Source organism: Kitasatospora sp. NPDC088861, assembly GCF_044750105.1.
Taxonomy (GTDB): domain Bacteria; phylum Actinomycetota; class Actinomycetes; order Streptomycetales; family Streptomycetaceae; genus Kitasatospora.
In genome coordinates, this window is record NZ_JBIVJF010000009.1 from 198,862 (window position 1) to 213,067 (window position 14,206).

13 protein-coding genes are annotated in these 14,206 nt (G+C 73.9%); 7 read left to right on the top strand and 6 right to left on the bottom strand.

Annotation, left to right across the window (positions count from 1 at the left end):
- Positions 1-298: 298 nt before the first annotated feature.
- Positions 299-1,219 carry a polysaccharide lyase gene (locus ACIP37_RS18400; RefSeq protein WP_363585807.1) on the top strand — a complete coding sequence of 307 codons (921 nt, stop codon included), beginning with the start codon at positions 299-301 and terminating at the stop codon, positions 1,217-1,219.
- A gap of 3 nt (positions 1,220-1,222) precedes the next feature.
- Here the strand turns inward: ACIP37_RS18400 and ACIP37_RS18405 are convergent, their stop codons facing one another.
- The 4 genes from ACIP37_RS18405 to ACIP37_RS18420 form a co-directional block, all read right to left on the bottom strand.
- A complete protein-coding gene (locus ACIP37_RS18405; protein WP_400807800.1) occupies positions 1,223-1,627 on the bottom strand; it encodes a hypothetical protein in 405 nt (134 codons plus the stop codon).
- A gap of 116 nt (positions 1,628-1,743) precedes the next feature.
- Complete coding sequence (locus tag ACIP37_RS18410; RefSeq protein ID WP_400807803.1) at positions 1,744-3,570, bottom strand: Ig domain-containing protein; 1,827 nt, start codon at positions 3,568-3,570, stop codon at positions 1,744-1,746.
- Positions 3,571-4,059: 489 nt separating this feature from the next.
- Positions 4,060-4,665, bottom strand: coding sequence for an HAAS signaling domain-containing protein (locus ACIP37_RS18415; protein ID WP_363585804.1), 606 nt, complete (start codon positions 4,663-4,665; stop codon positions 4,060-4,062).
- Positions 4,662-5,042, bottom strand: coding sequence for a PadR family transcriptional regulator (locus ACIP37_RS18420; protein WP_363585803.1), 381 nt, complete (start codon positions 5,040-5,042; stop codon positions 4,662-4,664). The genes ACIP37_RS18415 and ACIP37_RS18420 overlap by 4 nt, the downstream gene beginning before the upstream one ends.
- 262 nt (positions 5,043-5,304) lie before the next feature.
- Here ACIP37_RS18420 and ACIP37_RS18425 point away from each other — a divergent pair, with 262 nt between their 5' ends.
- The 5 genes from ACIP37_RS18425 to ACIP37_RS18445 all read left to right on the top strand — a co-directional run bounded on the left by ACIP37_RS18425 (position 5,305) and on the right by ACIP37_RS18445 (position 11,142).
- Positions 5,305-6,900, top strand: a complete 1,596-nt coding sequence (locus ACIP37_RS18425) for an alpha/beta fold hydrolase (protein WP_400807808.1) — start codon at positions 5,305-5,307, stop codon at positions 6,898-6,900.
- 16 nt (positions 6,901-6,916) lie between these two features.
- Entirely contained in the window at positions 6,917-7,576 is a 660-nt protein-coding gene (locus ACIP37_RS18430; RefSeq protein WP_400807811.1) for a DsbA family protein, read from the top strand.
- Between the two features lie 115 nt (positions 7,577-7,691).
- Positions 7,692-9,608, top strand: coding sequence for an ATP-dependent zinc metalloprotease FtsH (gene ftsH, locus ACIP37_RS18435; RefSeq protein WP_363585800.1), 1,917 nt, complete (start codon positions 7,692-7,694; stop codon positions 9,606-9,608).
- Between the two features lie 110 nt (positions 9,609-9,718).
- On the top strand, positions 9,719-10,552 hold the full coding sequence (nadE, locus tag ACIP37_RS18440) for an ammonia-dependent NAD(+) synthetase (RefSeq protein WP_363585799.1): 834 nt from the start codon (positions 9,719-9,721) through the stop codon (positions 10,550-10,552).
- 119 nt (positions 10,553-10,671) lie between these two features.
- Positions 10,672-11,142 carry an SAM-dependent methyltransferase gene (locus ACIP37_RS18445; RefSeq protein ID WP_400807868.1) on the top strand — a complete coding sequence of 157 codons (471 nt, stop codon included), beginning with the start codon at positions 10,672-10,674 and terminating at the stop codon, positions 11,140-11,142.
- 117 nt (positions 11,143-11,259) lie between these two features.
- Here ACIP37_RS18445 and ACIP37_RS18450 read toward each other — a convergent pair whose 3' ends face one another.
- Positions 11,260-12,003, bottom strand: a complete 744-nt coding sequence (locus ACIP37_RS18450; protein ID WP_400807816.1) for a hypothetical protein — start codon at positions 12,001-12,003, stop codon at positions 11,260-11,262.
- A 168-nt stretch (positions 12,004-12,171) separates the two neighbouring features.
- On the opposite strand from ACIP37_RS18450, the gene ACIP37_RS18455 reads away from it, so the two are divergent.
- Complete coding sequence (locus ACIP37_RS18455) at positions 12,172-12,327, top strand: hypothetical protein (protein WP_363631708.1); 156 nt, start codon at positions 12,172-12,174, stop codon at positions 12,325-12,327.
- 64 nt (positions 12,328-12,391) lie between these two features.
- Here the strand turns inward: ACIP37_RS18455 and ACIP37_RS18460 are convergent, their stop codons facing one another.
- Entirely contained in the window at positions 12,392-14,092 is a 1,701-nt protein-coding gene (locus ACIP37_RS18460; protein WP_400807819.1) for a DUF885 domain-containing protein, read from the bottom strand.
- Positions 14,093-14,206: the final 114 nt, after the last annotated feature.

The window sequence follows — 14,206 nt, forward strand, 5'->3', positions numbered from 1 at the left end:
CGTGTTCCTCGTGGTTCGCGGGCCCGGCTGGGCTCCTCGACCGGTGGTCGGAGCCGTCGCCGCGGTCTTGACGTCCTCCGCCGGACGTTCGGAGGAATCTTCGCGGCCGGATCGCCACCTCGCACCTCGCACATCTCCGCATGGCCCGCATCGGGAGGGCCGGGGGCCGGGAATCGTCCCGCCGTCACCCGGGAGTGTGATGGTCACGTCACCTCGGGCGCCGCTACTGTGGCCCGGTGGCGGAGCGTCACATGGAGCGGGTGGGCCGTCCCGGCCGGTCCCGTCGGGAAGGGCAGTCATGAAAAGCACTCGTCGTGTGTTCGGAGCGGTGCTCGCCGCCGCCGCCCTGGCCGCCTGCGCCCCGTCGACGTCGCCCGCTGCGGCCTCGATCGCCGCGCCGGCCGCCTCGGGGTCCGAGGGAGCCAGGGGAGCCGCGCCGGCCGCGGTGGCGAGCGGGAAGGCGGCCTGGACCGGCCAGTTCCGCGGTTACGGGACGGACCAGTGGAAGCACGCCTGGGGCGCGGTCGACCAGGGGACGTGGGGCGGTTCGGACCTGAGCGCGGTCGACGACGCGGCCGCTCCCGGGGGCGGCTCGGCGCTCCAGGTCACCTACGGTGCCGGGTCCTCCTCCAACCAGTGCACCGACTGCCCGAACCCGGGCGGCGGCCAGTTCTACACGGATCTGACCACCCTGGGCCTGTCCGCCCTGGCCCAGGGCGAGACGCTGGACCTGAAGTACTCCCTCAAGTTCCCGGCCGGCCGGGACTGGGGCAAGGCGGGGAAACTGCCCGGGCTGTACGGCGGCAAGATCGGCGAGGAGTCGGGCGGCAACCACGGCGCGGGCTGGTCGACGCGCTACATGTGGCGCGGCGCCAAGGGCGTGCCGGACAACGGCGAGGTCTACCTCTACACCCCGACCAACTCCGGCCCGACCGGCTACGGGGTGGACGAGGGGCTCGGTGACTGGCGGTTCCAGGCCGACGGCGCGTGGCACAGCGTCGAGCAGCTGGTCGACCGCGGCACCGGGGACGTCACCGTCTGGTACGACGGCCGCCAGGTCTACGCGGCGCGCGGGGTGGCCTCGGGCATCGGCAGGATCCCCTTCGGCGGCGTGTTCTTCTCCACCTTCTACGGTGGCCACGACACCAGCTGGGGCCCGGCGAGCACCCAGCGCGCCTACTTCGCGGACTTCTCGCTGTCCTCCGGCGTCCAGCACTGACCGTCAGCCGACCGTCACCGTCACGGTGAAGGCCCGCTGCCCGGGCGGGCAGGCCAGCGCCTCGCCGCAGGTGGTGCGGTGGGCGGAGAGACGGGCGGTGCCGGGGGCGGCGGCGAGGAAGCCTGCGGTGACCCGGCCGCAGCCGCCGCCCGGCCGGCAGGAGGGGGCGGGGGTGGTCGCGGTGGCGGTCGGACGCAGCGTCCGCGGGCTGTCGCCGGCGGCCGGGGACCAGTAGGTGCTGTGCAGCTCCACCCGGATGACGGTGCCGGGTGCCACCGGCACGGTCGTGCCGTCGGCGTGCTCGTCGAGCACCAGGGTGGGCGGGCCCGGTGTGGCGGGGCCGGTGTTCGACGAGCAGCCGGCCGCCAGGGCGAGCAGGGCGGCCGCCGCGAGCGTTCGCACGGTCACGGCTCTCCTCCTTCGCGGGGTGCGAGGCGCGGGGCGCAGTGCCACCGGGCGCAGTGTCACCGGGGCGGGCCGTGGTGGCCCGCCCCGGCGGCGTCAGGGGCGTGGACGAGCGGTGGTCAGGAGACGGTCACGTCGTCGTAGTAGGTGTAGGTCGGGTCGCCCGGGTAGTTGTCGTCCACGTTGGTGAGGGTGAGCGTGTAGCTGTGGCCCGGGGTGACGGTGCCGGAGGCGGACTTCCAGCCGAGGCCGCTGGTGCAGGTCTTGGCGAGCACCGTGGTCGTGGTGTTGGTGGTGTTGTCCTTGAGGGTGGCGGTCGCCCAGTCGTAGGTGATGGTGTCCGGGCAGGTGACGTCGTACCAGAAGGCGACCTTGCTGCTGCCGGCCGGGGCGGTGAAGGTCTGGCCGGCCGTGGACGTGGTGGTGGGGCCGGTGGAGCCGAGCATCGCGCCGTAGCCGCCGGTGTGCTTGGCGGCGCTGGCGGCGGCGGCGCTGCCGGTGGAGGTCCAGCCGCTCAGGGTGCCGGTCTCGAAGCCGCCGTTGGTGAGGCCGCCGCCGCCCGCGGAGGTGACGGTCCAGCCGAAGGCGGCGGAGCCGGAGGCGCCGGTGGCGTCCTTGGCGGTGACCGTGACGCTCGCCGTGCCGGCGGTGGTCGGGGTGCCGCTGATCAGGCCGGAGGCGGAGATGGACAGGCCGGCCGGCAGGCCGCTCGCCGTGTAGGTGAGGGTCTGGCCGGAGGCGCTGTCGGTCGCCGCGATCTGGAGGCTGACGGCCTTGCCGGTGGTGCCGGCCTGGGCGCCAGGGTTGGTGACGGTGACGGTGTTGCCGGTCGTGCCGCCGACGATCGGGTGGGACATCTCGCAGCCGCCCGCACCGCTGTTGAAGTCGTTCGCCCAGGTCGACTGCATGGCGAAGCTGCCGGTGGTGAAGCCGACGTTCGCCGACGCGCCCTGGCCGCTGCTGATCCAGGCGCACTTGTCGCCGTTCTCGGCGCCGCTGCTGTCGGTCCAGCCGCCGGCCGGGTTCTGGTCGGTGATGGTCTCGGCGTACTCGTGGCCCTCGACGATGGTGACGCCGTCCAGGGTGCCGGCCGTCCCCGCGTTGACGAAGCCCTGGCCGCAGCCGGAGCCCGCGTCGGTCACGTACGGCAGGTTGGTGAAAGCCAGTTCGCCGTACGGGGAGGAGACGGCGCCGCCGGTGAGCGTGGTGTCGCCGGTGTAGTCGTGCCAGGCGCAGAAGTTGCCGGACGCGGTGTTGAAGCCGTCGGGGGTGGTGCCGGTGGGGGAGACGACGACGTACTGGTCGTTCCGGTTGGCCGCGGCGGTGGTGTTGCCGAAGTGGCCGGACGCCTTGACCGCCTCGGCGCCGATCTGGTTGCCGGTCGCGGCGGCGGGCGCCGCGGCGGAGGTGTCCACCCAGACGCCGGCGAGCGCGCCGCCGGTGGGGTAGGCGACGTGCGCGGAGCTGCCCGGGCAGGTCTGGGAGCCGGTGGTGACGCCCTCGCAGTACTGCGTCATGACGCCGGACCAGAGTTCGCTGCCTGCGCCGATGCCCTTGAACAGCTGCTGGAGGCGCGGGGCCATGCCCTTGGCGTCGCCGCTGAGCGTGGTGTTGCCGTTGGCGTCGGTGCCGGAGCTGCCCCACTGGGAGCCCCAGAACACCAGGTAGACGTGCTCCGGTCCGGTGGTCACGCCGATGCTCGGACTGCCCGCCCCGCCACCGTAGTTGAGGTTGTTGGCGGAGGTGGCGTTCGGTGCGGCCTGCTGGCCGCGGAGCGGGACGGCGCCGTGCCGGTACGGGTGGTTCGCCGACGCCGTGGGGTGCGCGGCGTCGTCGGGCTGCGCCTGGGCGGGTGCCGCGGTGAAGCCGGCCGCCGCGAGGGCGAGCGCGGCGACGCCGGTGAGCGCCGCCCGTCCGGCGTGACGGAACGTGGGGGTTCGGCCCATGTGAGGGTTGCCTCTCTCATGCCGACCGCCCGGGCACCGGTGGGTGACGGGTGGTCGCGAAGGACAGGGAGAGGCCGGAGGCGGTGGAAATGCCTGGATGACCCGCCGCACAACGGATCACCGGGGGGAAACAGGCCCGCCTCGGCCGCCGAGAAGCAAAGCAGCCGCCGGAGAACTGGGTCAACGAGCCTGACGGTAAAGTGAGTTGCCTTGATTCCCGCGTAATGGAAAAGCCCCCAGATGGAGGGGGCGGCGGTTCGGATTCTCCGAGCCCGCACACTGTATGCGGGTTTCCGTTAACCGTATGAACGGCCTTGGCCAAAAACGGATTTGATGGTGAGAAACAGGTAAGACGTTAGTCGCCGGGCAGGCACGCGCGCAAGCGCGAGCCTCCGACGTGTGGAGACCGCCTCCCTTGTATGTGGGGGGCGGTCTCCAACATCACCAGGGGGGGCTGGCGAAACGTCGGTGTTGATTGATGAAGCCGGTTCAGGCCATGAGCGCGGCGTTGCGCAGCCGGGCGGCGGACCGGGCCAGGAAGAACGCCGCGAGCAGGGCGGGGCAGAAGCCCACCGCGCAGGCGGCGAGGACGGCTGCCACGGTCAGGCCGACCGGGGACACGACGGCGGCGGCGATGCCGGCCAGCGGAGTGACCAGGACGGGGGAGAGCAGCAGCAGGGCCGCCAGCCGCTTCTCCCGGCGGCTCCACTGCGTGGACCGCCAGACCCTGCTCGCGGCGATGACGGCGGCGGCCAGCGCGAGCGGGGGCCCGACGACCGGGACGAACGACAGCGGAACCGGCAGCACCGCGAAGACCAGGGTGCGGACGGTGCGGCCGCGGCTCTCCGGCTCCGGTCGGGCGCCGCCCTCCTCGTCGAGCGCGGCGTCGGCGATCTGCCGGGGGCTGCCCAGCTGCTCCAGGACCCGCCGGACGGCGGCCTCGTCGGCGGGGTCGCACTCGGCGAGCGAGACCTCGACGTGCTCGCGCAGGTCCGCGAGCAGTTCGCGGCGGCGCTCCTCGGGCAGCGGGGCGGTGTACCGGGCGACCGCGTCCAGGTGGGCGCGGACCAGGGGGTGCTCGATGGGGTTGTTCACGGGTTCTCTCCCGGGGCCAGGACGTGGTCGACGGTTTCGCGGAAGGCGGGCCACAGCGTGGTGAACTCCTCCAGTGCGCTGCGGCCGGTGTCGGTGAGGGTGTAGTACCGGCGGGACGGGCCGCTGGCCGAGTCGCGCAGGAAGGTGTCGGCGAGGCCGGCCCGGCGCAGCCGGGACAGCAGGGGGTAGATGGTGCCCTGGCTGGTCGCCAGCATCGGGAACCGGCCGAGCTCCTGCAGCAGCTCCACCCCGTACCGGGGGCCGTCCCGCAGCAGCGCCAGGACGCAGTACTCCAGTACGCCCTTGCGCAGTTGCGTCGCCACCGGTCCGTCGGCCGTACCGGCGTCGCCGTCGTGGTGTGTGATGCCAGGTACCATGCGATGCAAGATAGCATGCGACGCCAGGTAGTGGGCGATCCGGACGCTGCTCGCCGCCGAGGGCCGCGGGAGCGGGGGTCACCTCACCCGGACGGCGGGTGGCAGCCGGACCGGCGCACGCCCCTCCACCGGGCCTTCCGACGGGCGCGACCGCCCCACCGCCCCTAGGGTCTGTGGTGCGTTGACCGTGCCGAGCGCCGGGGCGCACGCCGCCCCGCCGTCCGCCGGGGCGCGCCCGGTAACCCGAGAGGTGGACCGCTCCATGCACACCGTCGTCCGCGGCGCCGGCGCTTTCGGCCTGGCCGCGCTGCTGCTCGCCTCCGCCGCCGGCTGCCAGGGCGACGCCCGCTCCGCCGTCGAGCCCGCGCCGACCTCCCCGGCCTCCCCGGCCGGTTCGCCCGGTTCGCCCGCCGCGTCCGCGACCGGACTCGCGGCCCAGCGGCTCGACTGGCAGGCCTGCCCGGCCCCCAGCCCCGCGCAGGGCAGCGGCACCGCGCCCGCCGGTGACTGGCAGTGCGCCACCCTCAAGGCGCCGCTCGACCACGGCAAGCCGGACGGCCCGACCATCGACCTGGCCATGATCCGGAGCCGGGCGAAGGACGAGAAGCACCGGATCGGCTCGCTGCTGTTCAACTTCGGCGGCCCCGGCGCCTCCGGCGTCGCCACGCTGCCCGCCCTCGCCGCCGACTACGCCTCCCTCAACGCCCGTTACGACCTGGTGAGCTTCGATCCCCGTGGGGTCGGTGCCAGCGCCGGGGTGAGCTGCCTGGACGACAAGGCGATGGACACCACCCTGGAAATCGACAACACCCCCGGGACCCCCGACGCGGTGAAGGCGCTGGACGCCAGCAACGCGCAGTTCACCGCCGCCTGCGAGCACAACTCCGGTCCGGTGCTGCCCTACGTGGACACCGAGAGCGCCGCCCGCGACCTCGACCTGATGCGGCAGGTGCTCGGCGACCAGAAGCTCTTCTACTTCGGCATCAGCTACGGCACCCAGCTCGGCGGCGTCTACGCGCACCTGTTCCCGCAGGAGGTCGGCCGGATCGTCCTGGACTCGGTCGTCGACCCGACGAAGGACCCGCAGCAGGCCGCGCTCGGCCAGGCCCAGGGCTTCCAGCTCGCGTTCGACAACTTCATGAAGGCCTGCGCCGCCGAGGAGGCCGCCGCCTGCCCGACGGGTGCCGGCGGCGTCGAGGGCACGGCGGCGGTCACGGCGCTGCTGCAGAAGCTGGAGCAGTCCCCGCTGCCCACCACCAGCGGGCGGCAGCTCACCGAGACCCTGGCCGTCACCGGGATCGCCGCGGCCCTGTACAGCGAGGAGACCTGGCCCGTCCTGGCCGCCGGGCTCACCGAGGCGATGCAGCAGGGCACCGGCAACACACTGCTCCAGCTCTCCGACGCGATGTTCGGGCGCGACCCGCAGGGGCGCTACACCAACCTGAGCGCCGCCAACCGGGCGATCAACTGCGTGGACGCCCGGCAGCGCTACTCCGACCAGGACGTCGAACAGCAGCTGCCGCAGTTCCGCACCGCCTCCCCGGTGTTCGGTCCCTACTCCGCCTGGGGCCTGACGAGCTGCACCGGCTGGCCGGTGCCGGGCAAGGCCGACCACCCGGACGTCTCCGCCGCCGGCGCGGCCCCGATCCTGGTGGTCGGCACCACCGGCGACCCGGCCACCCCGGTCGAGGGCGCCCACGCGATGGCGCAGCAGCTCGGCCCGGGCGTCGGCGTCAACGTCACCCTCCAGGGCGAGGGCCACGGCGGCTACAACACCGGCGACCCGTGCCTGAAGCAGGCCGTGGACGCCTACCTGCTGGACGGCACCGTGCCGGCCGACGGGAAGACCTGCAGCTGAGAAGTGGCCCACCACGATGGTGATCGATTGGCCCTGGAAAGCGGTCCACTCGGCGCCTAGGCTTTTCACCGTGACCACCAAAGTCGATTTCTACTTCGATCCGATCTGCCCGTTCGCCTGGATCACCTCCCGGTGGATCCTGGAGGTCGAGCGCCACCGCGAGCTCGACCTCACGTTCCGGGTGATGAGCCTGTCCGTCCTCAACGAGGGCCGCACCGACCTGCCCGAGCGCTACCAGCGCCTGATGACCACCGGCTGGGGCCCCGTCCGGGTCTGCATCGCCGCCGCCGAACAGCACGGCGAGCACGTGCTGCGCGACCTGTACACCGAACTCGGCACCCGCCTGCACGACCAGGACCGGCCCGCCGACGACGCCGTCATCCGGGAGGCCCTGGTCGCGGCCGGACTGCCGGAGGAACTCGCCGCCGCGGCCGACAGCACGGCGTACGACCTCGCGCTGCGCAAGAGCCACCACGAGGGCATGGACCCGGTCGGCGAGGAGGTCGGCACGCCGACCATCCACGTCGACGGCGTCGCCTTCTTCGGCCCGGTGCTGAGCGCCATCCCGCGCGGCGAGGACGCCGTCCGGGTCTTCGAAGGGGTGCGGCTGCTGGCCGGCTACCCGAACTTCTTCGAGCTCAAGCGGACCCGGACCGGCTCGCTCGACTTCTCCTGACGGCGCCGCCGGCCCCCGCGCCGGGGCCGACCGGTTCGTCCTGAACCTCCCGTCCGGGCCCTTCTCCCCCCACCATGGAGAGGAGGGCCCGGCGGCGGAGAGGCGGTGAGCGTGGATGATCACCCGAATCCGGCTGCGCGCCGCCCGCCACCCCGCGACCCCGCCGCCCCCGGGCAGGGGCCCCGAGCGGCCCCGCACCCCCGGCGGCCCTCCGCCGCCCAAGCCGCCCGCGCCCGCGATGCGCCGCTGGCTGCTGCCCGTCGCCGTCCTGGTGACCCTGCTGCTGCTCATCCTGTTCTCGCGCTCCGGCTCGACCGGCGCCAGCTACGGCTACACCGACTTCCTCAACCGGGTCGGCGCCGGGCAGGTGAAGACCGTGGACATCACCGACACCGGCGGGGTCACCGGCACCCTCAAGGACGGCACGCACTTCACCAGCCAGATCCCGACCGCCCTGGACACCTCCCAGCTCAGCGGCGAGCTGGCCGGTCAGCACGTCGACGTCACCGCCAGCCGCAGCGGCGGCAGCTCGATCTGGTCCACGCTGCTGCTGTTCCTGCCGCTGCTGCTCTTCGGCGGGCTGTTCCTGTGGTCCGGCCGGATGGCCGCTCGCTCGCTCGGCGGCGGCCTGAGCGCCATCGGGCGCTCCCGCGCCAAGATCATCGAGGCCGAGCGGCCCGCCACCCGCTTCGCCGACGTCGCCGGGTACGAGGGCGTCAAGCAGGAGGTCAGCGAGGTGGTCGACTTCCTGCGCAGCCCCGAACGCTACGCCGCCGCCGGCGCCAAGGGACCGCGCGGGGTGATCATGGTCGGCCCGCCCGGCACCGGAAAGACCCTGCTCGCCCGGGCCGTCGCCGGAGAGGCCGAGGTGCCCTTCCTCTCCGTGACCGGCTCCGGCTTCGTCGAGATGTTCGTCGGCGTCGGCGCCTCCCGCGTCCGCGACCTCTTCGACGAGGCCCGCAAACGCGCGCCGTCCATCATCTTCATCGACGAGATCGACGCCGTCGGCGGGCGCCGCGCGGGCGGCACCCGGCTCGGCGGCAACGACGAGCGCGAACAGACCCTCAACCAGCTGCTCTCCGAGATGGACGGCTTCGACCCGACCACCGGCATCGTCGTCATCGCCGCCACCAACCGCCCGGACGCCCTCGACCCGGCCCTGCTGCGCCCCGGCCGGTTCGACCGCCAGGTCACCGTCCCGCTGCCCAACCAGGCGGAACGGGCCGCGATCCTCGCCGTCCACGTCCGCGGCAAGACCCTCGCCCCCGATGCCGACCTGAACCGCATCGCCCGCGGCACACCCGGCTTCTCCGGCGCCGACCTCGCCAACCTGGTCAACGAGGCCGCCATCAACGCCGTCCGCGCCGACCGCGCCACCCTCACCGCCGACGACCTCGACACCGCCCGCGACCGCGTCCTGCTCGGCCGCCGGGACTCCTCCAACGCGCTGCTGCCCGAGGAGCGCCACGCCGTCGCCGTCCACGAGTCCGGGCACGCCCTGACCGCCGCGCTGTGCGAACACGCCGACCCCGTCGCCAAGGTGACCATCCTCCCGGCCGGCGTCTCCCTCGGCGCGACCGAACAACTCCCCGAAGCGGAACGCCACCTGTACACCGAGGGCTACCTGATCGACCTGATCACCGTCCAGCTCGGCGGGCGGGCAGCCGAGCTGGTGGTCTTCGGCGAGGGCTCCACCGGCGCCGCCAACGACCTCGCCCACGCCACCGGCGTCGCCACCCGGATGGTCCGCGAATTCGGCCTCTCCCCGGAACTCGGCCCGGTCGGCTACTCCAGCGGCTCCCCGAACTACCTCGGCGACGGCCCCGAGGACCTGTTCCGCCGCCCGTACTCCGAGCAGACCCAGCGCGCCGTCGACGAGGCGGTGGCCCGCCTGCTGCGCCGCGCCGAACGCCGCGCCGTCGACCTGCTCCGCGAACACCGCCACCACCTCGACGAACTGGCCGCCCTGCTGGTCGCCCAGGAGACCGTCGACGGCGCCGTCGTCCTCGACATCCTGCGGCACCCCGCGTAGGCGCTCGCCCCGGCCCGCCGCAGCACCGCCACCACCTCGTCGAACGCGTCGAACCCGCTGGTAGCGTCCAGGGCGGGCACCCACCGTGTCACCTTCACCCGGGAGTCGATATGACCGAAACCCTGTCCGCCGACCTCCAGCGGGAGATCGCCCGCACCCTACGGGTGGCCCCCGTCCCGAGCCCCGAGCAGGAGGCCGAGCGCCGGGCCGACTTCCTCGCCGACCAGCTCCGGGCGGCCGGCGCCCGCACGCTGGTGCTCGGCATCAGCGGCGGCGTCGACTCCACCACCGCCGGGCGGCTCTGCCAGCTCGCCGTCGACCGGCTGCGCGCCGCCGGACACCAGGCCGAGTTCTGCGCCATGCGGCTGCCCTACGGCACCCAGGCGGACGAGGCGGACGCCCGCCGCGCACTCGACTTCATCCAGCCGGACCGGACCCTGACCGTCGACATCAGGCCCGCGACCGACGCCGCCCTCGACGCGCTGGCGTCCGCCGGCCTCACCTTCGCCGACCGCTCCCACGAGGACTTCGTCCGCGGCAACGTCAAGGCCCGCCAGCGGATGGTGGCCCAGTACGCCGTCGCGGGCGCCACCGGCGGCCTGGTCGTCGGCACCGACCACGCCGCCGAGGCGGCCGTCGGCTTCTTCACCAAGTACGGTGACGGCGCCGCCGACGTGATGCCCCTGGATGGACTGACGAAGCGTCAGGTCCGCTCCCTGGCCGAGGCCTTGGGGGCTCCAGCGGACCTCGTCCACAAGACTCCCACCGCCGACCTGGAGACCCTCGCCCCCGGCCGCCCAGACGAGGACGCCCTCGGCGTCCCCTACGAGGCCCTGGACGACTTCCTGGAGGAGCGGCCGGTGAGCGAGGAGGTCTTCCGCACCGTCCTCGGCCACTACCGCCGCACCGAGCACAAGCGCCGCCCGCCCGCCACCCCGGCGTAGGGCGTGTCTTCAGGCCGGGTGGGGACACCACCGTCGGCAGCCCCGGTGACGACCCGGGCGGGGGCGTGGTTACGTACGGGGAACAGGCTTCGACATCGAAGGGGGACGGCGTGGACGAGGTGACATCGCGTCCGGTGGCATGGGTGGTCGGCGGTCGGGAGGAAGTCCGGGACGACGGCTGGGGGAGCGTCGGGGCGGTGATCCGGGTGGACGGCGCGCAGTTCGGTGAGGAGGCGCTGTACGGGCTGGCGGACTTCTCGCACCTGGAGATCGTGTACCACTTCGACCGGGTGCCGGCCGACAGGGTGGAGACCGGTGCCCGGCGCCCGCGCGGCAACCCGGACTGGCCGCTGGTCGGCATCTTTGCCCAGCGCGGCAAGAACCGCCCCAACCGGCTCGGCGTCTCGCGCTGCCGACTGGTCCGGGTGGAGGGCCTGGACCTGCACGTGACCGGGCTGGACGCGGTGGCCGGCACGCCGGTGCTCGACATCAAGCCCTACCTGGCCGAGTTCGGCCCGCGCGGAGAGGTCCGTCAGCCCGCCTGGTCGGCCGAGCTGATGCGCGCCTACTACGTCGCCGAGACGGACTGACGCACGGACGGGTCGGCGCCGGTGGGGGTGAGGAGTTCACGCCGGGGAGGTCGCGGACACCCTGGTGGGCCGCGCCGGCACCCCCGCCGACGTCGCCGAGACGGGCCCCAGGGGCGGTCAGTCCCCGTCGGTGTCGGCGGCCGGGGTGGGGGAGCCGCCGGACTTGATGCCGAGCTTGGCCTCGGCTGTGGTCCAGTCGGTGGCGATGGCCTGCTGGGCGGCGGCGAGGGTGGCCTGGCCCTTGCAGATCGCGGTGTGCAGGTGCGTCTCCACCGAGTCCTTGGGGTTGTTGGGGCCCTTGCCCGGGACATGGCCGGGGGAGGGCGGCTGCACCCACAGGTTGCGCGGGTCGTTGGGGTCGCCGCCGAGTTGCAGGCTGATCAGGTGGTCGTACTCGGCGTCGCCCATCGGGCCGGTGTAGCCGTAGGACTTGGCGTTCTCGGCCTTCTCCTTGCCGGTGATGTTCGCCGGCGGGCGGATCGTCGAGGTGTAGCCGCCCGGCTTGCAGATGGTGTCGTTGATGTTGCCCTGGTTGACCGCCGGGCTGATCGCGCCCGGGGTGCACTTCGGGTCGGGCAGCGGCTGCTTGTCCGCGGTGTAGCGGTACGTGCAGCTGCCCGGCGCGGGCTGCGGCTGGACGTCGTAGGAGCTCTTCGGGCCGGCGCCGGTGACGATCGCCGCCGGGGCGGGCGGCGCTCCGGCGGCTGCGGCGTCGGCTGCGGGCGGGGCGTCGGTGGCGGAAGAGGCCGGGCCGTGTCCGGCCGGCCGGGCAGTGTGGCCGCCGCCGGACGAGCAGCCTGAGGCTGCGGCGAGCAGGGCGGCCACGGCTATGGCCAGGGCGGCGCGGGCGGGAGCCGGCACGGGTTCCTCCAGATCGGGGCGGTGGGGCGCGGGGCGGGCCGACGGACCTGCCGGTTGCCGCGCCAGCGGACACTACCGCCTGGAGGGGCCGAAGGGGTGACGGCACGTCCGGGCGCGGGAGGACCGCTCAGGGCGTGCGGAATCGTTGACCAGTACGGTCCCTGGGCCGTGCGCCTGGGCAGCCGAGGCGGCGGGGTTCTCGGCTACGACGCCGTCCAGCGGAAGTTCGCCGGTGCGGTGACCCTGACCGGCTACGAGGTGGCCGAGGTGTACCTGGTCGGGCCCAAGGGCGACGGCTCGTCCCTCCGGGTGGTCGGCTTCTGACCGCGGTGCCGCTGCGGGGCTGAACCCGGCCCCGCAGCGGTGGGCCCCACTGCGTCGACGGGCCCTACTGCGTCGCGATCCAGTCCGTGACCAGCGTGTCCAGCACTCCCAGCGGCAGGCTGCCGTGCCCGATCAGCTGGTGGTGGAACTCCCGGATGTCGAACCGGGCGCCCAGCGACGCCTGCGCGCGCTCGCGGTGCCGGACGATCTCCCGGCGGCCGATCAGGTACGCGGTCGCCTGGCCCGGCCAGGCGAGGTAGCGGTCGATCTCGTTGCGGACGTTGGCCTCGGTGGTGGCCGTGTTGTCCCGCATGAAGGCGATCGCCCGCTCCCGGGACCAGCCGTAGTGGTGCAGTCCGGTGTCCACGACCAGGCGCACGGCCCGCAGCGCGTCGAGCGACAGCATGCCGAAGCGGGAGAGGTCCGAGCTGTACAGCCCCATCTCGTCCGCGAGCCGCTCGGTGTACAGGCCCCAGCCCTCGACGTGGGCGGTCAGCTGGCCGCTCGGCCGGCGCCGGAACTCCGGCAGGTGGTGCAGCGTCTGGGCGACGGCGATCTGCAGGTGGTGCCCGGGCACGCTCTCGTGGAAGGCGATCGCCTCGTACTCGTACCTGAACCTGGTCTGCGGGCGCAGCGTGTTGATCCAGTGGGTGCCGGGCAGGCCGCCCGGGCCCGGCGGCTGGTAGTAGGCCAGTGGCCCGGTCTCCGCCTCGATCGGGTCGATCTCCCGGGTCACGCAGTCGGCGATCGGGTAGGCCCGGAAGTAGTCGGCCGAGGCGCGGCGGGCGCGCTCCAGCGCCTCGTCGACCAGGGTGATGATCTCCTCGGCGCTGTCGAAGCGCAGCGCGCGGTCCTCCCGCAGCGCGGCCAGCACGGCGTCGGGGCCGGTGATGCCGAGCACCTTGCCGCCCAGCTCGGCGAACTCCGCGCGCAGCTGCGCCAGGGTGTCCAGGCCGATCCGGTGGACCTCCTCCGGGGTGAGCCCGGGCCGGGTGTAGCGCGTGACGGCGTCGGCGTAGCCCTCGGTGCCGCCGGGCACGTGACAGACCCCGGCCCGGTCGTCCGGCCGGGCGTCCGCGGCCAGCCGCTGGGCCAGGCAGGCCCGGTAGCGGGCCACGGCCGGGCGCACGCCGTCGCGGACGATCACCTGGCCCCGGTCGAACTCCGGGCGGCCGTGCAGCGCGCGCAGCAGCTGGTCGTCGTCCGGGCCGGTGACCAGGTACGCGTCGAGCTGGTCGAGGGCGGCGTCGACGCCGCTGCGCAGTGGCGTGCGGCCCTCGGCCGCGGCGTCCAGGTGGAGCTGCAGGGCGGCGTCGAAGTAGCCCGGCAGGCCGGCCAGCCGCTCCAGGTACGCGTCGGCGCCCTCCTGGTCGACGGAGGTCATGGCGAGCGAGGTGAAGGCCTCGTTCTGCGGTGCGGTGATGGTCGCCGAGATGCTGAAGTCGCCCAGCCCGTGGGTGATCCGGCCGGTGCCGTTGTCGATCAGCCGCCCGAGCACGCGGTGGGTGACCAGGTCCTCGCCGGCCAGCGCGTCCACCGGGATCGCGGCCAGTCGCGCCCCGAAGCCCGCCAGCGCGTCCCGGTGGCGCAGCGCGGCCGCGCGGGACGGGTCGGGCACCTCGTGGGCGTAGCCCTCGACCCCGCTCAGCGTCGCGTCGAACGGGGCGTGGGCGTTCTCGGCGGCGAAGTACTCCTCGGCCAGGGCGGCGAGTGCGGTGGGGGCGGTGAGCGCGGCGGGTCGGTCGTGGTGCGGTTGGTCGGTCATGCGCGCTCCCCGGTCCGGTGTGGTCAGAGTGACGAGGGTTGCCTGGGCGCCCCGGTGGCGCCGATTATTCGGAGTCGGCGGCGGCGCGGTCAATACGCGGCGCGGAGAAAGGGG